Below are 19,567 nucleotides of genomic sequence, written 5' to 3' on the forward strand. Positions count from 1 at the left end.
GTCCCTATTATTTCCGCTGATGATTTCCCTAATAGGGTGAACAAGATAAACAGGTTCACCCTTTAAAGCGCTAAGCTCTAAATGCTGGGCTTAGCCTTTTAAAGTGATGTATTAATTCGGTCGCGACCATCGGCCTTTGCACGGTACAGCGCGGTATCGGCGGCGCAGAGCATTGCCATTGAGGTACGAAACTGTCCATTGACCTCACTGGCAATACCTTGGCTTGCACTGACAGAGACATAGTCACGTAGGCCTTGCTCGGTAAAACGTAGGGCATTAATCCCTTGCTGTATTTTCTGGGCAATGGTGAGTGCCATTTTGGCATTATGATTGGGTAGGATCAGCGCAAACTCTTCGCCGCCGTAACGGGCAGCAAGTCCAATGTCGAGAGGTACTATGTCTGCGATAACTTTGGCAATTTTTCTAAGGCATTCATCACCTTGGATATGACCAAACTGATCGTTAAACACCTTAAAGTAATCCACATCAATAATCACCACGCTAAGAGGGCGCAGCTTAGCGGTGCATTCTTCCCAATAGTGTTGCAGTATTTCATCAAAGTAGCGGCGGTTCGCAAGTCCCGTTAGTGAGTCAGTAGCAGCCAACTTACGTAGCTTCTGGTTTTCTTCTTTATGTTGGGTTAAATCATGCATCACCATCACGAACAATGGCTCATGGCTCGGAATATAGGAGATTGACAGTTCGACCTCTTTTGCCTTGCCAGAGGCCGTGATTAAGGTGATTTCCTCTGCGGAGTGCTCTACTGGAATACCACAGTTTTTACCTAATTTAATATCGTTGCTCAGCAGGTTGTTATAGCGAGCTTGATGGTGTTCGGTCAAAAAGTTGCGCCAATCTTGTCCCGTTAACGTGGCCTGAGGACAATCCAATAGATCGGCACTACGCTGATTGCAAGATCGGATAAAGCCGTTGGCATTAACCAAGATAACGACCTCGGTTAAATGTTGAATAAAGAGTTCAATGGTCTGGAGGGAAGAATGCTCGAAAAAATTCAGCGGTAACTCAGTCCCCTTAACATGCTTAGTTGCAGGCAATGCAGCATCATCGACAATGGATAAAGCGGATTGTTGGTGTACCAGTTTCGGTGAGTTTGTCATTATTATCTTTCTCCGTGAACTTTTATCATCTGCGCTAGGCGCTTTTCTGAGGATGACTTTATTCTGGCGGAAGAAAAGATACCTTCTGCTTACCTTCTGATTTAAATTGATGATTTTAAAGGTTTTAAATTTTACCTTCTGAGTCGTTTTGTCTGCGATTAGGAGTATGGTTAGCTGGGCGCTTGCTTACATTTCACAAGATTAGGGCTAAATATCCCCCAATCTTAAGCATTAAGACTGAGTCGAATATTTGTTGTTAGGGCAATTTAACGCAGTGTGAGTCCGGGATGTAGTGCTTGGCTATGGACTATTGGATTTAAATCCACGTACATCATACAATCCAGTAAGGCTTGCTCATCTAGCAAAGCTTGGGATTTGAAACGGCCTTCCCAGAACGCGCCTTTGCACTCATCTTCACGATTCGCTTTACGGGCAATCTCTTCATTTAAACAACGCACCTCTTCTTTAAATCAAAGGCAACTAATACTACTCAATCGCTCATGCCATTCGGTAATTAACCCATCGAGCAACATGCGTTCACCTTCGATTAAGGCGTCACCATTCATATACTTAGTGGTAATGGCATGGCCTTTAGTGATTTGGCTCCAGCGGCTGATAATCTCTTTTTGCGTTAAGGATTTCGCCTTCTCAATATCAATTTTGAGTACTAGGGGATAGTGGTTATTCCTTGTCTATTTCGCAAAGAGGGCATAGGCGCAAATGTCGATACAAAAGATGGTGGATAATGCTTTGATTTTATCGACAATCCAGCCACGTCTATGCTCATAACTGCGGCCTGTGAGTTTATCCTCACCGCACAGAAAAGCCCTTCTGACACAGCGATTTATCACATGATAGAAGGGCGTTGTATTAGCATCGATAAGCATTCTTCTGGCCGAGGTCATCATCCGCTCCAAACAGACGCAATCAAGATAATGTAAAAGCTAGTATAAGAGGGGATAAAGCACAAAAAGACATGGCTGTCCCCGCTTTTGGTCCCCGCTTTTGGCCGATAAGCAGAAAAAGGGGACACATTAGCAAAAGCTACCGTCCCCGATTTATTGCGGTTTTGATTAATTTGGGTCGTTGATGATTTCTGGATCAGGACTCAGTAGCATTAGAGTATTGGTACTATTTGTTAATATAAACTGGAATTTTGTTGTGCCTGGTGTGTGGTCCAGATCAACCATTTGCAGCAGTTTGCCATCACTGCTTAAGGTTACAGCATCAATAATCTGATCGAATGGGGTTAAAAATCCTGCGCCTACGAACTTTAGATCTTTTCCTGTTTGGTCATCAAGTAGATAAGTGATAGTACTAGCGGCTGTGACTGTAACATCGCCTTGGCATTCAGCGCCTTCGGCATCAGTATAGCTAAAAACAGGTTCACCATTTTCTAGTGTGACGGTAACTTTAATATAGTGCGCTTGACCATAAGTATTTTGCATATAATATTTCCTTGTTGGTTGTTAAAATTTAATATCTTTAATTGACGCTGCTTTAAGTTGCTTAAGTAATGTAGGGGAAGTCTCTAACTCTCCTAAACAATCTAAGGCTTTTGCATAAGGGTATAAGTATTGAGGGTCTTTATCTTTTTTTTGAATGGACTCTAGTCTTCTCTTTGCGCTTAGACAATATTTTTTCATTGAGTTAAGGTCGTTTATATTTTTTGATTGTTTAGCTATTAATAGTTCAGTTTCAGCTAGGCTAGCATAGTGTTTATAATCATTTGGAGCATCTTTAATTAAGTCTTTGAGTAACAAAAATGCTTTATCTAAATATACTAGTGCCTTTTTAGGTTGTTCAAGTATTTGGTAGTAATAAGCTGAGTTTTTAAGGTGGGTGGCCTTAAGTTGTTGGTAACGTTTACTCTTTATAAAGCTTTCACTTTCGCTAGCTAGTTCTACATCTAATGTTTCAGGTGTGTATAGAACTCGTTTATCTTGAATATTTGCATTAAGTAACATTAGTTGGAGTTTTAGATAGTATAGTTTTACTTTCCATGAAGTATTTTGGTTATCTAAATTTAAAGCTTGTTGTATAACTCGTTCGCCTTGTAATGCATTATCGAAAGCTAGGCTTAGTTGTCCTTGATATTCATATAAAAATGAAAGTCTCTGATATCCAATAGATAGCCTGTCAAGTAAATATCCGTCTGCATCTTTTAACTTACGTTGGGCTTCTAATTCCGATTGCAGTTGTAAGTTAATTGTAATTGCAGAGTTTAAATCCCCAAGAGACACTGCCGCACTCGCTAACCAAGATCGTGCATTCGCAATATCCGCAATCAGCTGGCTATCTTGAGGCGCTTTTGCCAAGGCGAGCAATTTAAGCCTTAGCGACTCTTCAAAATCTTGTTGTGCTTTGGCAAATTCCTGTTGCTTCATCGAAACTGAGCCCAAAGTGTTATGGGCGTAAGAAAGTTCCATGAGCGCATCTTTATCTTCGGGTGCAAGGGCGTACATAGTTTGGCTATAGGCTAAGTATTGCTCGAAAAAAGGGCGCGATGCAGCCCAGTCGCTAACATCATATTTAAGTTGTCCGAGCCAAAATGCATTGGCGCCTAGGGTTTTCAGTAGGGCTAGGTTGTTTGGTTGCAAATTCAATAGCGGCAGCATTTTCTCCTGCGCGGCGAGTAGGGCGCTACGGGCTTCATCGATTTTATTACGCGAATAGGCCACTTCGCCCATCGCCTCTAGGGTTTGGCCGTGTTGGAAACGGGCATCAAAACTTAAATGTGCATCATCATCTTGATGGGAAAAATCGCTGAAATAGGCCAGCGCCTTGTTACTGATACCATCGAGTAAATCCATACGGCCGATGCCGCGCATCTTGTCGGCGAAGTCACCGACCATAAAGCCGAGCAAATCTTCGGCGGCGAGGCGTTTTTGCAGGGCAAGTTTTTCGGCTTCTATGCTGCGAACGCTCATAATGACTGAGGTTAAGGTGAGGACGCACAGCAGGGCGACGGTTAGGCGCCTTGTCCAGCGCAGCATATTGGCGCGTTTGCTGGAGGCTGCGATAAAGGCGGTTTCGGGATCGTCTAAATCGAATAACGGATTCTGACTGAGGCTTTGGGCTTCTTTTAACGGTTTGCCATCGGCGAGCAGATAAGCGCTGTGCTTGGCTTCACTGAGCCAGCGTTTAGATAAATGTTGTAGGCGACTCTTAATGCTTAAGCTGTCGTTATGTTCGCTAATCCAAGCGGTTGCCCGCGGCCAACGGCGTAAAAGTGCTTCGTGGGCGATGCTAAAACAGGGTTCACCATTTTGCAGATGCGACACGAATAAGCGGCTATCGACCATGGCTTGCACTAGGGCGGTTTCAGCTGTACTTTGCAGCTGCGACCAGCGGGCGGTGCGGCTAGTAATGGACTTTTCATCTTCGCGCAGGGTCACTAGCAGGGATAAAATCCGTGGTAGGCTGGCTTTTTCGGCCTCGCTTAAATGGGAAATCGCTTGCTCGGCATTTTTGCCAATAGCCCCTTCAATACCGCCAAGTGCATGATAAACCGAGACTAATAACTTATCGTCGGCGCTGCGTTGCAAATACAAGGCTTGCAGAGTGTATTGCAACATGGGCAGCGCATCTGGGTTGCTGGCGGCATCGCTGCAGAGCATTTCGTCGAGCGGCATTGCGGTGTCGCTGTCAACTTCCCAGCTTAAGTTGGCAGCCACTGCGGGCAGGCGGATCATTTGTAATAGCTCAGTGCGTGTTGGCGGTGCTAAGTCAAAGTGGGCGCCGCGGGCTTTACCCGCCATTAAGCTTGGGTAATTGACCAATAAAGGATAAAAATCGTTGCGACAGGCACTGATGATAATCACGGCTTTTGAGGTGGCGAGTTGTTCCAATAATTCTATGAACTGGGTTCGTTCGGTATCGCTAAATAGCGGTGATGAGAGCAACACTTCTAATCGGTCGATAAATAAGGCGAAACGCGGCGTTGCATAGGGCTGATTTTTAAGTGCTTGTTTGCACTGCGCGATAATATCTTGGATATCTTCAGTAAGCTTGATTGCCAACGTATCGGCGCTCATCCCATCAAATACTGGGGTGTCGTTTATCTCCCAGTCGAGCATGGCACTGGCCAGATCGGTGAGCAGTTGCCCTTTGCTGACATCGGCAAAATCGAGGCTGCTATAGGCCACAACACCGACGCCATTAAAGCCATTTCCCTTCATTAAATTGGGTAATACCCCCGCATTAATTAAGGAGGATTTACCGCTGCCACTGGGGCCTAAAATCAGACAGAAGGCACGGCCAAAATGGATTTGCTGGCTAATGCGGTTAAGTAAGGTGGTGATTTGTTCGCTACGGCCAAAAAACACCTCGGCATAGTTGGCGCTATAGGCTTGTAGCCCGGGAAAAGGTGAGCCGCCTTGCCAAGTTTGTGGGCTGGCGGTGGCTTCGTGTCCCACGGGAAAACGCACTTCGGCTAAGGTGCGATAGCCACGTTTGCGAATGGTTTCAATATAAGTTGACTCGGTGGCACTATCGCCTAATGCGCGGCGTAGCTGGTTGATAATCTTGTGTAGTGGATTATCACCCGTATCTATCCCTTGCCAGCAATGACTGACAATCTCATCACTGCTTACGACTTCGTTTGCCCGTTGACACAGAAATAGCAGCACATCCATGGCCTTAGGCTCAAGTTGTTTGACTTGTTTGCCGAGGAGCAGACTGTTGGCGCTGGGATTAACTTGCCATTCACCAAAGAAAAATGTGCTGTCACTCATAGGGGTTTCCATTTATTGAGTATTGACCATGGCACTGCAAAAGCTTGCTCTGTGAGTCACTCTTATTGTTATAAATATTGTTACAGCTATTGTTACAGGGAACCGTGTTTTGTCATTCAAAGGTCTGACGTCAAGACCTTGACATTATGCCGATGTTAATTGGTATTTAAAAGGAATAACCCTTGATAATCAATGTAAAATTTATCAAGGCAAGGTGTGGGAAATAGTCTGGAGCTTATCATTTTTATGTCAACAGTTTGTGCCTTGCTCCGCATGTTAAATAAAGTGATGGGTTTTAGGTGTGGATTGCAAAATATTAACAATAGAAAAGTGCCCGCGATTGGGCACCTTGCATTAGGTTGAGCTTAAGGGTGATAATCCTTATTTATCAAAATATTAAGCTAATATACTAGCGCGTTAAGGTTAGCGCCTTGGCTTGATAGCTTAATCTTGCCATTTGACCTTGATCTTGCAGTTCTAGCTCATTGAGTTCGAAGGGCGGCAGCAAACCCGAGGCTTGGATAAGCTTAGGATCAAGTGTCAGCTTTAACTTTGCCGCGTCGGGCGTGAGCCAATTGGCGGTTTGGGTGCGAAGGATCGCTACTTTCTTACCTTCGGCATTGGTGCCCGTTAACGTGCCACTTAAGCCAAAACGTCCTGCCTCGGCCACGGTCAACTCAAAGTTGATTTGGTTTGGTAGTCCTTTATCCCATATTGTGAGCACTTCGGGTTTGATGCTTGCCGAGTTGACATAGGGTTTAAAGGCGGTTTTGACGGTGCGTAGTACTGGGCGGCCATCGATTTCGGTTTGAACTGTCAGTTCGATTTCACTGAAACCCGCATTACTGCTGGCGAGGCTGATACCCGCTGGCATTACGGCTTGCCACGAATCATCTTGTTTTACCATCGCAAGGTTTTGTACGTTGCCATCGGCCTGTTTTAGTTTTGCTTGGGGGACAAAGCTATTATCACTTTGAGTTAACGTGAGTTTGAGCGCGACTGTCTGTGCATCAGCGGCAATGGCGGTGGGTGCTTTAATACTCAGTTGATAGGGCGAGCCTTTTTCCTTCACATTGACTAAGTAACTGGCGCTCGGTGTTAACGGCTGGCTGACCTGCAGGCGATATTCGCCCGGTGTGGCCTTCGCCGACATTTGCAATGCACTGGAATCATCGGTTAACCCTACGCTAGCAAGAGCCTCGGCATTGACCATTGATTTAACTAACGACTCGTTACTATCGATAGTGGTAGCGGCTGCTTTTCCTTGAGCCGCTTTTACCTCAGGTGCAATGCGCTGAATTTGTACACGTTCTGGGGCTATGCCTTCGGCATGCATTAGCGCACCTGAGCTAATATCGCCCCGAGGCGCAATTCGCACTAAGCTGGCAGCTTGGCTTATCGTGAGTGTTACGCCTGCATTGAGTTCGGCACCCGTCACATTGATCCAATATTCATCACTTTGGCTTGCTTGTTCAAGCAAAGGTTGGCTCGCTTGATAATCACCATAAAGCGGCGTGATAAAACTGACGTACTCAGTGTTAGTGTTGATAGCTGGAAGGGTTGGGCTAGCGATATTGGTATCTATGATATCGGTGTCGCTCGGTGCGGCTAACGTTAATCCTTTAGCATACATCGGGCTGGCATTGCTTTCGGGTTCGGGCGTTGTGGCATCATCCTGGCAGGCGGCGAGTAGTCCGCTTAGCACCAAGATACTGGCAATTTTGCTGAGTGTGTGCATCTTAGTGCTCCTTAGATATGGTTGCGGATCAGCGTGTCTAAGTTGAAGCACGCGCGGCGGCTCTGCTGATGGCTTAACGGTTCTTGACCACGGGTTTTTTGTTTATCGGTAAACCACACTGTGCCTGCCGCTTTTTGCGAACTGCAATTTAAGAAACCGTCGGAACAGCTATCGAGCCAGTTTTGGGTGGTTTCCAGCGCGACTTGGTTTTGATAACCCCCGCAGTAACTGTCGCTGTCCCAAATCGCTGAGTCTACGTCTGAGCCCACCACCACTTCAAAGGGTTTGCTAAGGGAAGGGCGACCCGCAGTGCCATAGAGCCAAGTGTTGTTGTAGTTCGCCATCCAGCTCACTTGTTGCTGTTTTACTGCATTGCTGCCGTAACCGAGTAACCAACCTAAGCTGGTTTCGAACACATTACCTTGGTTAACGGCATCGGCTAGTGGTGTTCCGCCGCTGGAAGGCGCAAGGGCGATAACCTTTGAGGTGGCATTGATCACCGCTGGATAACGGCTATCCCACGTTGGATTAGATAAAATCCAGCGCACTACGTTGCCGCCATTGGAGTGGGTGATCAGTATTAAATCGTCGATATTTTTGGTTTGGATAAAGCTGTTGAGTTGAGTAGCTAGACAGCCTGCGGCGCTTTCTTCCCACATATATTGGTCAAAGTCGCAGTTGATCACAGTGTAATTGTTTGGCACTGGGATACCTTGGCGCACCGAATTAACAAATTCTGGCGTCCAGTAATCGGCTAGGGCATTGGTCTGGTGACCCGTGCCGTGGATAAAGGCGACGCCAGTGGCGGCTAGAGTTGCTGGGCTGACGGCTAACAGACCCAAGAGCATGAGGGCTTTTCCGATCTTCATGGGCATATCTCGTGTTGTTGGTCTTGTTGACTTGGTGAGAATGACTGCGTATCTCGTTTAAGGTTATTAACCTAGTAGCAACATTTAGTGCTGGCAAGTAAATAATCACCATATAATTGAACAGGATGGGAGTTGTTATAGGTATTCTTGTTTTAATGCTAGTAGAAAGAGTGATAACGCCATGATAAGCAATAGCTAATGAACCGTATTAAGTCTTGCCCTGTTTGAAATAACTACTCGCATATGGAAAAGAATTTTCTATGACATGGGTATTCTAAATTAATAGGTTTATCGTTCTGTAACTGCAGGTTTTTGTGACAAATCCTTTGCATCCTCCTTTTTACACTGGGATCTTGATATCCCGCTAGTGCATTTAAGGACTAAACCGATTAGGCTCTTAGGAATAACCAAAGTGGCTAAGACGAGTGTTCATTCGCACTGTTAAGCAAGGCCATGTTTATGGATACGACAATGGAGAATTCGCTTGGCTATAGAACACAATGAGATGGTGAGCACGTTAAATAGATTGCACTGCCGCACAAATTTCACCATTAAAAATATTACCGAATATATGCTGCCTGAGACGAAAGAGGCTTTCTATCTACATTTAGATGGCAAATCGCCGAATCTGATTATTCGCCCCGCATTTGAGGTGTTTTCGGGGGAACTCGCTACTCTTGCTGGGGTGCATGCCAAATACGATTACTTTCATAATGGGGAGATGACGCGTTTCCCTAAGCGTTTGCATAAGAGCCTGACTGAAACCCATTATGGTCTTGCCTTTAGTTTTGACTCGGTTGAAGCCGTACAGCAATTCATTACCCGTTTGAGTGCGATAGTGAAAGGTGCATAAGCTTTTACTGTATAAATCTTTAATAGAAGGCCGCTTAATTTTTCGATTGAACGGTATCTAAATTTTAACCATGCAGTCCTAGGGTTAAATTCCTCAATATCAATGAAAATGAGGAATTTAACTGCTGCCTTTTCACGCGGCTTTTCAGTATATTCATCAGTAGATGAATTTTGTTGGAGCTTGCCATGTCGCTCGTCCCCGGTCGTCCAAAGGGGCTGGTCCCTTTTACCGTCCAACCCACATCACAGCCGTTTATTCCCAGTCGACCAAAGGGGAGTTCTGACGCTCGCCAACGCTTAATTATCGCTGCCTTAAGCCTTTTTAGTCACCGCAGTTATCCAACGGTATCGACCCGTGAAATTGCTCGCGAAGCTGGCGTCGATGCTGCGCTTATCCGTTACTATTTCGGCTCAAAAGCAGGATTGTTCGAACAAATGGTGCGTGAAACCCTTGAGCCAGTATTAGCGCGTTTACGCGAAATATCTGCAGCCCAAGCGCCTAATAATATGAGTGAACTTATGCAAACCTATTATCGTGTTATGGCGCCAAATCCTGGACTACCAAGGTTAATTATGCGGGTATTGCAGGAGGGGGATGGTACAGAGCCCTACCATATTATGTTGTCTGTGTTTGATCATATTTTATCCCTTTCTCGGCAATGGCTCGAATCCACATTAGTCAATGCGGGATACTTAAAAGAGGGGATTGATCCTGATTTAGTCCGTTTAAGTTTTGTGAGTCTGATGGTGTTTCCACTTATTGCACCACCTGTGTTGATGCGACAGTTTGGTTTTAGTGTCGATGCCGATGATTTACAGCGCTTAGCATCGCATAATATGCAGGTTTTTACTCAGGGTGTGCTGCGCGAACCGAGGAATGTGTGATGAGTGCCAATCTTAGCTTTATTATGCGTGTGGGCATGAGTTGTGCACTTTTGCTTTTGGTGGCTTGTACTGAAGAATCACCAAGGGTGCTGGGCACTGTTGAACGGGACAGGCTAACGCTCACCGCTCCCGTCGGGGAACTGATTACTCAAATAAATGTGGTTGAAGGTCAAAGGGTTAAAGCGGGTGAAGTGTTAATTCAGCTCGATGCAACCTCAGCTAATGCGCGCCTAGCCCTGCGCCAAGCTGAGCTTGATCAGGCAAAAGCTAAGCTTTCCGAGGCTGTCACTGGTGCGCGTTTAGAGGATATTGATAGGGCTAAAGCCGTACTCGATGGCGCGAATGCCACTGTGAAAGAGGCTCAGCGAGCCTTTGAGCGAACAAATCGTTTATTTGCCACAAAAGTGCTTAGCCAAGCGGATTTAGATACGGCCCGAGCGGCGCGGGATACCAGTTTAGCGAAACAGGCTGAGGCGCAGCAGAGTCTACGTTTGTTAGAAAATGGCACTCGTAGTGAGCAACTCGCGCAGGCCAAAGCAGCGGTTGCTGCGGCCAGTGCCAGTGTCGCAGTTGAGCAAAAAGCTTTAGCAGATTTGAGCTTAGTGGCAGCGCGTGATGCCGTTGTCGATACTTTGCCTTGGCGCGAGGGCGATCGTATCGCCGCAGGCACTCAGTTGATTGGTTTACTGGCGAGCGATAATCCCTATGTGCGGGTATATTTACCTGCGACTTGGTTAGACAGAGTGAAGGCGGGCGATAGCGTGAATATCCTGGTGGACGGTCGTGAGGCACCGATTGCGGGTACAGTTCGCAATATTCGCAGTCAACCCGCTTACACACCGTTTTATGCGCTCAATGAACGCGATCGTGCACGGCTGATGTATCTAACGGATATCACAATTTCCAGCGCGGGTCAGGATCTACCTACTGGTATGGCATTAGAAGTTGAACTCGATGTGTTGCAACTCGATGTGCTGCAAAGAGTGCAGCAGCCATGAGCCAAACCGATTTTGTTATTCAGACCCAAGGGATGACCCGCGCCTTTGGTGGTATTAATGCGGTAGAAAACCTTGATTTAGCCATTCCCAAGGGCACAATTTACGGATTTCTCGGCCCCAATGGCTGTGGAAAATCCACCTCGATCCGTATGTTGACTGGGCTACTGAGCCCAACGTCCGGGAATATTCGTGTCTTGGGTGAAACCTTACCCGGCGCCGAGGAAAAATTACGTCGCCGCATTGGCTATATGACGCAGAAATTCTCCCTATACGATAATCTTTCAGTGCGGGAAAACCTTGAGTTTGTCGCGCAAATTTATGGGCTTACCCGCCGTCAGTCCCAGCAGCGCTTAGCGGAGTTATTGACGCTTTACGATTTAGTCGGCCGCGAGAAACAAATGGCGGGCTCCATGAGTGGCGGTCAGAGGCAGAGATTAGCCCTCGCGGCCGCGACTTTACATCACCCAGAATTGTTGTTTCTCGATGAACCCACCTCGGCTGTTGATCCTGAAAATCGCCGCGAGTTTTGGGAACGGTTGTTCGATCTCTGCGCCCAAGGCACTACGATACTGGTGTCGACTCACTATATGGATGAGGCCGAGCGTTGCCACGGTTTAGCGATTTTGGAGCGGGGGATAAAGCGCGCCGATGGTTCACCGCAGCAATTGATGGCGGCCATGGGCGCACGGGTACTCGAAGTTTCGGGTGATGATTTACGCACATTAAAACAATCGCTGATGAGTGAGTCTGCCGTGTTGTCGGCGGCGCAAATTGGTAGTCGTTTACGGGTATTAGTGCGAAGCGATATAGCCGATCCGTTAGCTTGGCTTAAACCAAAAATCGCAAATAGAGCGATGGAAGAAGTGCGTGCCAGCCTAGAGGATGTGTTTGTGACTTGCACGGGCGAGCGCTTGGCCGCTCACGCCAAGGAGGCTAGCCATGTGGCGTAGAATTTTTGCAATTGTGGTTAAAGAGCTGCGGCAATTGTCTCGGGATCGCATGACCTTTGGCATGATAGTGATGATCCCTTTGGTGCAACTGATGCTGTTTGGTTATGCCATCAATACTGATGCGCGCCACTTGCCCGCGGGGCTGTTGAATTTAAGCGATTCGGCCTATAGCCGCACACTGATACAGGCGGTTGAAGCAACGCAAGTGGTGGATTTTAAACAGCGTTATCTAAGCGCGGCCGAGGCCGAGGCGGCGATCACTCGCGGTGAAGTTAAAGCTGTACTGTATTTACCCGCCGATCTCGATGAGCGTTTAGTGCGTCATCCTAGCTTTGCTGGCCAGCAATATTTAGCGCAACCCATCGGTCAATGGCTGGTGGATGGCTCGGATACCGTAGTCGCCTCAACCATTCGCAGCTTAAGGCAAATGCCGCTGGATGAAATTGCAGGTCGGGCGCTAAAAACTGCTACGCCGAGTTTTGAAGTAGTGCAATATTTCAACCCTGAACAGCGCTCTGTGGTCAACATAGTGCCCGGCCTGTTGGGGGTGATTTTGACTATGACCATGGTGATGTTCACTTCCGCCGCCATAGTGCGCGAGCGCGAGCAGGGCAATATGGAATTTTTGATCACCACACCGGTTAGGCCACTGGAGTTGATGCTCGGTAAAATTGTGCCCTATGTGTTGGTGGGTTTTGTGCAAGTGACGATTATTTTGAGTGCTGGGCATCTGCTATTTGACGTACCTATTCGCGGTGGGCTCGATTCCATTGCCCTTGCCGCCATGTTGTTTATTTGTGCCAGTTTAACCTTAGGTTTAGTGATCTCGACGATGGCGAAAACCCAACTGCAGTCGATGCAGATGACGGTATTCGTGTTGTTACCTTCTATTCTGCTATCTGGCTTTATGTTTCCCTACGAGGCTATGCCCATCGCCGCGCAGTGGATTGCCGAAGCCTTACCCGCAACGCACTTTATGCGTATGTCTCGGGCGATAGTGCTGCGGGATGCCCAAGTGATGGATCTGCAATTTGATGCCCTGTGGATGATAGGTTTTACCTGTATTGGGTTGCTTATTGCGAGTTTGCGATTCTCGAAACGCTTGGATTAGATCGTGCAATTGTTAGAGTTATGATATAGCGCAAATTATCGATAAACAGTCCTGTTAAGCCCTTGAAATAGATGTTACTTAATTAAGATTTACCTTACACTGCGACGCAATATGTGTTCCTCATTTATTTACCACCACCGCAGTTAGTCTTCTCAATAAACAGACTTTTCGCGTTTTAACTGGATTTATGCGCGTCTAGGTTTGATATCGGGTGGGTGAGCTAGGATTGGGAACCGCCATTATGCTTAGCGAAGGAAATTCATTATGCCTCCCATTATTTGTCATAGCGCGCTCGATGCGGTTTCATTAATTCAAAGCGGTGAATACCTGTGGACCCATTCCATGGGGGCAACGCCAAGAATTTTATTAGATGCGTTGGCGCAGCACGCACTGACTAAAGATAATCTCACGCTATTACAATTGCATACCGAAGGAGCAGAATCCTTAAGCCACCCTAGTTTAAAAGGACATTTACGGCATCGTTGTTTTTTCGGCGGTGTGCCCACTCGGGCATTATTACAAAGTGGCGATGCGGATTATGTGCCGATTTTTCTCTCGGAAGTGCCCAAACTCTTTCGTAGCGGCGAGCAAAAAATCGATACCGCGATTATCCAAGTGTCGCCGCCCGATAAACACGGTATGTGCTCCTTAGGGATTTCAGTCGAAGCCACGCTTGCGGCTTGCCAAGTGGCGGGTAAAATTATCGCCCATATTAATCCACAAATGCCGCGCACCCACGGCGATGGCTTTATCCATATAGACCGTTTTGCTGCTGTGTATGAACAGAGTGCGGCCCTGCCGATTCATTCTTTCTCGACTGGTGATGCCGTGAGTTTGGCCATCGGGAAACACGTCGCGCAATTGGTGCCAGATGGTGCCTGTTTGCAGATGGGCATAGGCGCTATTCCCGATGCGGTGTTGTCTTGTTTGACAGGGCACAAGGACTTAGGCGTTCACACTGAGCTATTTTCTGATGGCATTTTGCAACTGGTTGAAAAAGGCGTGATTAACAATAGTAAAAAGTGCTTTTATCCCGGGAAATTGGTCACAGGTTTTGCCCTTGGTAGCCAAAAACTATATGATTATGTTGATGATAATCCAGCGGTGATTTTTATGGATATTCAGCAAGTGAATGACACCGCAATTATCCGTAAAAACCCCAATGTGATGGCGATTAACTCGGCGTTGCAGGTCGATCTTTCAGGGCAAGTGTGCGCTGACTCCATTGGCACTAAAATTTATTCGGGCGTGGGCGGGCAGATGGATTTTATCCGTGGTGCGGGGTTATCCGAAGGTGGACGCTCCGTTATTGCCCTGCCAAGCACTGCCGCAGGTGGGACGCTTTCTCGCATTGCCAGCGTGTTATCACCAGGCGCAGGGGTTGTTACCACTCGAGCCCATGTGCATTACATAGTGACCGAATACGGCGTGGCGAATTTGCGCGGCCGCAGCCTACGCGAACGGGCACAAGCGCTGATCGCCATCGCTCACCCTGATTTTAGGGAACAACTGAGTCGTGATGCCTTTGATGTGTGGGGATTAAATCTATAGCATTGTAAATCTTGGTGTTATGGCTTGCTATCGAGTTTGCAGTGGTGCAAGCTCGTTTGAGCGTAAAGGATTGGTTTTAATACGTCGTTTAATCGCGGTAAAGAGTCATTCGTCTGTCCCGATATGGTATAAACTCTTGGCGGGTTTGACCGACAGACTTATAAATAAAGGAGTCAATAATTTAAATGGATGAGATTGAATTAAAAGCATATTTAACAGAGAGATTGTTATCTTTTTGTAGACGCTGGAACAGTATCGAAAATACCCTCTATACCGAAAGAACTGCCGAAGAAGATAAGCTACGGCAGGAATTGCCAGTGGCTGAATTCCATTATGCGAAGCAAACCGATTGGTTTGCTTTACTGAATGAGCAAATAGCGCCATTATTTGACGATTTTTGCACCGATAAGCCCCGTATTTACGGCGGAAAAGTGCGTAATTCCTTCGGGTTTCCTTCAAAATTTAATGGTTGCGATCATCCTCTTGAAGTGCAAATTACTTTAAAAAATAAAAGCAGAGCCGAAATCTATATTAAAACCAACACTAAGTTCGAAGATGAGTATTTGTTTATTGCTCTCAAAAAAGCCGATGAATGGCGTATCGATAGCTATAAAAATCGTCGCTATGGCAATGAGAAATGGAGCGTACAAATCCTTTAATTCAGCTTGTTCTCAATGCTTGACGTCAGTAAAAAATGACTAAAAGCATTGAGTTTAGTAACGTCGGTTTAATTTAAGTGACGCACTGAGACACAAAAAATATTGTGTAAATGGAACATCTTTATGCCATTAGATAATGCTCTTATTGCTCGAATCAAAGCCGAGATATTGCGGTTTACAACGGTTGAGGTTGAGCAATTTTTATTAGCTCATCCAGATAAAACCTTTTATGCCTTTGCTTTTGACACCCATGCGGAATATGCAGAATTAAATCTTTGTTTTAATACCGAGGCAGATTTTCAGCAGCGATTGACCTATTACCAGTCTGAGGAATGGGCTGAGTCATACCAAAGCCCTGAGGCAATCCAAGAACTTAAATTCAATACAGGTGACTGGGAGTATCAATGTTTTAGTACATGTTATGTGCTTTCAGAGGATGAGTTGCAGACGATTCAACAGAGCTTACCCGAGGATGACTTTAGTGAGTGGGAGGAGATAGTGCGGCAAATACGCGCAGTGTTTAACGAATGCCTAGTGCAGTTTACCCAAACTGAAGTCTATCAAGCGATTCCTAAAACCGATGGTTTTATGGCCTTTAGTATCGACCATGATGAAGATGTATCGGATATTGTGATGTCACCAGTCTTGTCGTAGTGCTCAACTTTATTGTTTTAATTTGGCTGTGTGTCTATTGTAAATCGAATGCAGTTACTCACGTGACTGGTATCATCCTCTCCTTAATGACCGTCCATCCGTGGCGGTTCTACTATGATATGTCATCACCCTTTCATTTTTGCCGTCATTCCCGCAATGCTTTCTCTTACTTCTGACTTCCACAATACATCTTTAATTTAAATGTTATACATATAATGTATTTTATAGATTGGTTAACTGGGTCAATAAACGGCCATGAAAAACTCATTACAATTGCATTGGATTTGTATATTCATTTTTAAATTTGATATGGGGTATTTAAATGGAAGGTTTGCGCCGCCTGCTAGGAAACATGACGGTAACCAATAAGTTAAGGCTTGGTTTTGGGATCTTGTTATTGCTGATATTTATTGTGGCAGCGGCTGGATACAGGGGACTTACCTCAATCGATATCAGCAGTAGTCGGTTGGAGTTTATTGCCAATGTCGATAAAACATTGCTTGCGGCCAAGGCTGCACGATTAGAATTTATTGCAAATGGCGATTTAACCAAATTGGATGAACTCCAGAGCTTAATTGAAAATACAAAAAGCGGTTTACAGCAACAATTGTCAGCGTCTAGCGATGTCCACGATCGGCAGTATCTTCAAGAATCGTTAGTGGCGATGGATCGGTATCATCAATCGATAAATCAGTTTAGTGATGTGTTTAAGCATAAACAGGAATTGAAAGTCACGGGGGCTCAAGTGGGGGCCAAGTTGGTTGCCACCTATGCGGAGCTGGTCGATAGAATGACCAACAGGGCCCAAGCGACACAAAATACTGAATTATTAAAAGATGCCTTAAGTGTTAGCCAGCAAATGACCATGTTACGTTATCACATCCGAGGCTATGTCTATGATGCTAGTGATCTTAATTTAAAAACGGCAAAAGATGCCATTGCTAGATTGTCACAGACTATCGCCACACTTAAGGGGGAGGATACCGCACAAGCCATCCAGATATTGGACCGTTACGACCATGATATTGATGCTATGGTCAATGTTAACCGTGATATAGATAACCTAGCCCAGTCAATGGGCGGCGCAGCACAAACATTGATGGTGAATATTCGTGAATTAGTTGACACCCAAAAGCATAAACGGGCAGACGCTGATGCCCAAGCAAAGGCCGTGGTACTTGGCGCGTTAATTGTCGCCTTGGTTGTCGGCCCCTTACTTGCGTGGTTAATCAGTGGACAAATTGTCGGGCCACTTAAACAAACTCTCCTTACGGCGAGAAAAATTGCCGCAGGTGATTTAAGCAGCACTATCCACTCAGAGCGTCAGGATGAGATGGGGGAATTATTGCGTGCCATGGGTGAAATGAATAGCACCCTTAAGCAAGTGTTGACACAAATAGGTGATAGCGTGGTGCAGTTGGCTTCATCGGCTGAGGTGCTTTCTGCGGTCACTGAACAAAATAGTGCGGGTATGCAAAATCAGCGTAGTGAAACTGACCAAGTTGCTACCGCGATTAATGAAATGGCGGCGACAGTGCAAGAGGTATCTACCAGTGCTGAAAATGTCGCGCTAGCGGCTAAAGAGGCGGATCACACCACTGCGATAGGTAATAAAAAAGTTATTGAAGCGGTCAGTCAAATCGAACTGTTAGCCAAGGAAATAGCGACCACGGCACATGCGATGGAGCGCTTACAATCGGAAAGCGACAGTATCGGTTCCGTCCTTGATGTGATCAAATCGGTTGCACAACAGACCAATTTACTCGCGCTAAATGCGGCCATTGAAGCAGCAAGAGCAGGTGAGGCGGGACGGGGATTTGCAGTGGTGGCCGATGAGGTGCGAAGCCTTGCGAGTCGAACACAATCCTCTACCGAAGAAATTGAAAATATGATTGTTAATTTGCAAAAGGGGACATTGGAGTCGGTACAAATGATGACCAAAAGCCGGACATTGAGTGATGGCGCAGTGTCATTATCCCGCGAAGCGGGTGAAATGTTAGTGGATATTGCCGATGCGGTTAGCCGTATCCAGGATATGACACATCAAATCGCGGCTGCCTCGGAAGAACAAAGCGCCGTGGCAGAAGATATTAATAAAAGTATTGTGAGAGTGAGGGATATTGCCGAGCAAACCGCTGATGGCGCGGCAGAAACAGCGCACTCCGCTGATGATCTTGCTAGCCTTGGTGTTACGTTAAAAGGATTACTAAGACGTTTTCAGTTATAGGTTTTGATCTTATTCGTGAGCATTACGGACCATGATAAAGAGGTCATAGATATGCTTAATGTTATGATTTATATCATTTAAATTTCTACGGCCTATGATGTTAGTAGGCCTTGATTTCCAATTGCTCGATTATCTGGTTGCCTTGTTCAAGCCCTACATGGTTAACAATCATCGTTTTAATTAGCTCAACATAAGTTGGCTGGATATTGAAGTTATCATCGAAAATGGCTTCATCCGCTTCAGTGATAAGGGCCGCAATCTCATTAAAGCAGCGAGACATTTGGGCTAAATCGGTAAAAAGAAGACTGGGCTCCCAACGGCCTGCACCATGACGAGCGAAAAGAATATGCCCGTCCTTTAAATGATAAATTAAGGGGTCGCCATGGGAGCTTGCCAACACTAACCAATTGTTATCCCAAGCAGGTTCCCGCGCTCGGGTGATACCGTGCCAGCGATAACCCATTTGAAAATCGATTAGGTCTTCACATCTTGGAAATTCAAATAGGGCAAAACCGATATCGAGTTGGCGTGAGTCAGGAATCGCCGTGCTTAAAAACGGTTTTAATGCTGGTGGGATTATTAAGTCCATCGCGGTTACATTCCTTTTTCATTGAAGCGTACAACTGATTTTTACGCAGTAAATGTGTTGCCCAAAGTACTATTAAGCTGATTTCCCCATGCACTCTGCTAGCAATTTGACGAAAAAATCGCTGCCTTTGCGTTCGCAAAAGGCGATGTTGCGCTCGGGGATAGTTTCGGGGTCATTGTAGTTAGCAAGAGCTAACTCCATACTGGCTTCGCGAATAATATGCAGGGTTGGATAAGGCGCGCGGTTGGTAAAATTCGCCGCCGAATCCTGTGGTTCGTCCTCGAAACAATAGTCGGGATGAAAGTGTGCAAGTTGATAAACGCCTTCGTAGTCGTTATCGAATAATTCGTCATTTGCTATATCGACGAGGTCAAGATAAGCATAAAAACCCTCAAAACCTCGGGGCAGAATAAACAGCGTAGTTTCGACTTCGGGGTGCGCATCAAGATATTGGCATTCTTCGATGAGCGCCTTGAGCACGAGTTTGACTTTAGTTTGTTCCACCACAAGATAGCGAATACTGCCGCGCTCGACTTCGCGTCTGGCGAAGGGGCAAATATTGTATTTCATGATCACTTTTTTCACCCAGTTGTCGGTTTGTTGAGTGATCATGTCAATTTCGTTCATGGC

The 19,567-nt window shown here is 46.1% G+C and carries 16 protein-coding genes and 1 pseudogene; 9 read left to right on the forward strand and 8 right to left on the reverse strand.

Going from position 1 to position 19,567, the window contains the following annotated elements; genetic code table 11:
• Positions 1-98 precede the first annotated feature (98 nt).
• From JEZ96_RS06685 to JEZ96_RS06715, 6 genes and pseudogenes are all read right to left on the reverse strand, one after another.
• Positions 99-1,118: a sensor domain-containing diguanylate cyclase gene (locus JEZ96_RS06685; RefSeq protein WP_025007473.1), complete on the reverse strand. Its 1,020-nt coding sequence runs from the start codon at positions 1,116-1,118 to the stop codon at positions 99-101.
• Between the two features lie 308 nt (positions 1,119-1,426).
• Positions 1,427-2,023 (reverse strand): annotated as a pseudogene (locus JEZ96_RS06695) (alpha-amylase family glycosyl hydrolase); the annotation flags it as partial.
• Between the two features lie 168 nt (positions 2,024-2,191).
• Positions 2,192-2,566, reverse strand: coding sequence for a DP-EP family protein (locus JEZ96_RS06700; protein WP_011789962.1), 375 nt, complete (start codon positions 2,564-2,566; stop codon positions 2,192-2,194).
• Between the two features lie 21 nt (positions 2,567-2,587).
• Positions 2,588-5,854, reverse strand: a complete 3,267-nt coding sequence (locus JEZ96_RS06705) for an nSTAND1 domain-containing NTPase (RefSeq protein WP_014610251.1) — start codon at positions 5,852-5,854, stop codon at positions 2,588-2,590.
• Positions 5,855-6,263: 409 nt separating this feature from the next.
• On the reverse strand, positions 6,264-7,592 hold the full coding sequence (locus tag JEZ96_RS06710; protein ID WP_025007477.1) for a DUF4785 domain-containing protein: 1,329 nt from the start codon (positions 7,590-7,592) through the stop codon (positions 6,264-6,266).
• An 11-nt stretch (positions 7,593-7,603) separates the two neighbouring features.
• Entirely contained in the window at positions 7,604-8,461 is an 858-nt protein-coding gene (locus JEZ96_RS06715) for a lipase family protein (RefSeq protein ID WP_025007478.1), read from the reverse strand.
• A 505-nt stretch (positions 8,462-8,966) separates the two neighbouring features.
• On the opposite strand from JEZ96_RS06715, the gene JEZ96_RS06720 reads away from it, so the two are divergent.
• From JEZ96_RS06720 to JEZ96_RS06760, 9 genes are all read left to right on the forward strand, one after another.
• Positions 8,967-9,314 carry a hypothetical protein gene (locus JEZ96_RS06720; RefSeq protein ID WP_011789960.1) on the forward strand — a complete coding sequence of 116 codons (348 nt, stop codon included), beginning with the start codon at positions 8,967-8,969 and terminating at the stop codon, positions 9,312-9,314.
• A gap of 185 nt (positions 9,315-9,499) precedes the next feature.
• Positions 9,500-10,198 (forward strand): TetR/AcrR family transcriptional regulator, encoded by a 699-nt coding sequence (locus JEZ96_RS06725; RefSeq protein WP_011789959.1) that lies wholly within the window; start codon positions 9,500-9,502, stop codon positions 10,196-10,198.
• Positions 10,198-11,196, forward strand: coding sequence for an HlyD family secretion protein (locus tag JEZ96_RS06730; protein ID WP_011789958.1), 999 nt, complete (start codon positions 10,198-10,200; stop codon positions 11,194-11,196). The genes JEZ96_RS06725 and JEZ96_RS06730 overlap by 1 nt, the downstream gene beginning before the upstream one ends.
• Positions 11,193-12,146 (forward strand): ABC transporter ATP-binding protein, encoded by a 954-nt coding sequence (locus JEZ96_RS06735; protein ID WP_011789957.1) that lies wholly within the window; start codon positions 11,193-11,195, stop codon positions 12,144-12,146. Before JEZ96_RS06730 ends, JEZ96_RS06735 begins: the two co-directional genes overlap by 4 nt.
• On the forward strand, positions 12,136-13,257 hold the full coding sequence (locus JEZ96_RS06740) for an ABC transporter permease (RefSeq protein WP_061782738.1): 1,122 nt from the start codon (positions 12,136-12,138) through the stop codon (positions 13,255-13,257). The genes JEZ96_RS06735 and JEZ96_RS06740 overlap by 11 nt, the downstream gene beginning before the upstream one ends.
• A 264-nt stretch (positions 13,258-13,521) precedes the next feature.
• A complete protein-coding gene (locus JEZ96_RS06745; protein ID WP_011919025.1) occupies positions 13,522-14,808 on the forward strand; it encodes an acetyl-CoA hydrolase/transferase family protein in 1,287 nt (428 codons plus the stop codon).
• Between the two features lie 185 nt (positions 14,809-14,993).
• A complete protein-coding gene (locus JEZ96_RS06750; protein WP_025007479.1) occupies positions 14,994-15,467 on the forward strand; it encodes an NTF2 fold immunity protein in 474 nt (157 codons plus the stop codon).
• Between the two features lie 123 nt (positions 15,468-15,590).
• Positions 15,591-16,121 (forward strand): DUF4303 domain-containing protein, encoded by a 531-nt coding sequence (locus JEZ96_RS06755; RefSeq protein ID WP_025007480.1) that lies wholly within the window; start codon positions 15,591-15,593, stop codon positions 16,119-16,121.
• Positions 16,122-16,443: 322 nt separating this feature from the next.
• Positions 16,444-18,348, forward strand: coding sequence for a methyl-accepting chemotaxis protein (locus tag JEZ96_RS06760; RefSeq protein WP_198779869.1), 1,905 nt, complete (start codon positions 16,444-16,446; stop codon positions 18,346-18,348).
• 100 nt (positions 18,349-18,448) lie between these two features.
• Here the strand turns inward: JEZ96_RS06760 and JEZ96_RS06765 are convergent, their stop codons facing one another.
• Both JEZ96_RS06765 and JEZ96_RS06770 read right to left on the reverse strand, forming a co-directional pair.
• Positions 18,449-18,937, reverse strand: a complete 489-nt coding sequence (locus JEZ96_RS06765; RefSeq protein WP_025007482.1) for a hypothetical protein — start codon at positions 18,935-18,937, stop codon at positions 18,449-18,451.
• 72 nt (positions 18,938-19,009) lie between these two features.
• Positions 19,010-19,564 carry a DUF1415 domain-containing protein gene (locus tag JEZ96_RS06770; RefSeq protein WP_011789950.1) on the reverse strand — a complete coding sequence of 185 codons (555 nt, stop codon included), beginning with the start codon at positions 19,562-19,564 and terminating at the stop codon, positions 19,010-19,012.
• Between the last annotated feature and the right edge of the window lie 3 nt (positions 19,565-19,567).

It is taken from the genome of Shewanella putrefaciens, from assembly GCF_016406325.1.
Taxonomy (GTDB): Bacteria; Pseudomonadota; Gammaproteobacteria; order Enterobacterales; family Shewanellaceae; genus Shewanella; species Shewanella putrefaciens.

Bases quoted from the DNA above. Each gene is read 5' to 3' on its own strand.
- JEZ96_RS06685 (WP_025007473.1), bottom strand. From the start codon at position 1,118: ATGACAAACTCACCGAAACTGGTACACCAACAATCCGCTTTATCCATT.
- JEZ96_RS06700 (WP_011789962.1), bottom strand. From the start codon at position 2,566: ATGCAAAATACTTATGGTCAAGCGCACTATATTAAAGTTACCGTCACA.
- JEZ96_RS06705 (WP_014610251.1), bottom strand. From the start codon at position 5,854: ATGAGTGACAGCACATTTTTCTTTGGTGAATGGCAAGTTAATCCCAGC.
- JEZ96_RS06710 (WP_025007477.1), bottom strand. From the start codon at position 7,592: ATGCACACACTCAGCAAAATTGCCAGTATCTTGGTGCTAAGCGGACTA.
- JEZ96_RS06715 (WP_025007478.1), bottom strand. From the start codon at position 8,461: ATGAAGATCGGAAAAGCCCTCATGCTCTTGGGTCTGTTAGCCGTCAGC.
- JEZ96_RS06720 (WP_011789960.1), top strand. From the start codon at position 8,967: ATGGTGAGCACGTTAAATAGATTGCACTGCCGCACAAATTTCACCATT.
- JEZ96_RS06725 (WP_011789959.1), top strand. From the start codon at position 9,500: ATGTCGCTCGTCCCCGGTCGTCCAAAGGGGCTGGTCCCTTTTACCGTC.
- JEZ96_RS06730 (WP_011789958.1), top strand. From the start codon at position 10,198: ATGAGTGCCAATCTTAGCTTTATTATGCGTGTGGGCATGAGTTGTGCA.
- JEZ96_RS06735 (WP_011789957.1), top strand. From the start codon at position 11,193: ATGAGCCAAACCGATTTTGTTATTCAGACCCAAGGGATGACCCGCGCC.
- JEZ96_RS06740 (WP_061782738.1), top strand. From the start codon at position 12,136: ATGTGGCGTAGAATTTTTGCAATTGTGGTTAAAGAGCTGCGGCAATTG.
- JEZ96_RS06745 (WP_011919025.1), top strand. From the start codon at position 13,522: ATGCCTCCCATTATTTGTCATAGCGCGCTCGATGCGGTTTCATTAATT.
- JEZ96_RS06750 (WP_025007479.1), top strand. From the start codon at position 14,994: ATGGATGAGATTGAATTAAAAGCATATTTAACAGAGAGATTGTTATCT.
- JEZ96_RS06755 (WP_025007480.1), top strand. From the start codon at position 15,591: ATGCCATTAGATAATGCTCTTATTGCTCGAATCAAAGCCGAGATATTG.
- JEZ96_RS06760 (WP_198779869.1), top strand. From the start codon at position 16,444: ATGGAAGGTTTGCGCCGCCTGCTAGGAAACATGACGGTAACCAATAAG.
- JEZ96_RS06765 (WP_025007482.1), bottom strand. From the start codon at position 18,937: ATGGACTTAATAATCCCACCAGCATTAAAACCGTTTTTAAGCACGGCG.
- JEZ96_RS06770 (WP_011789950.1), bottom strand. From the start codon at position 19,564: ATGAACGAAATTGACATGATCACTCAACAAACCGACAACTGGGTGAAA.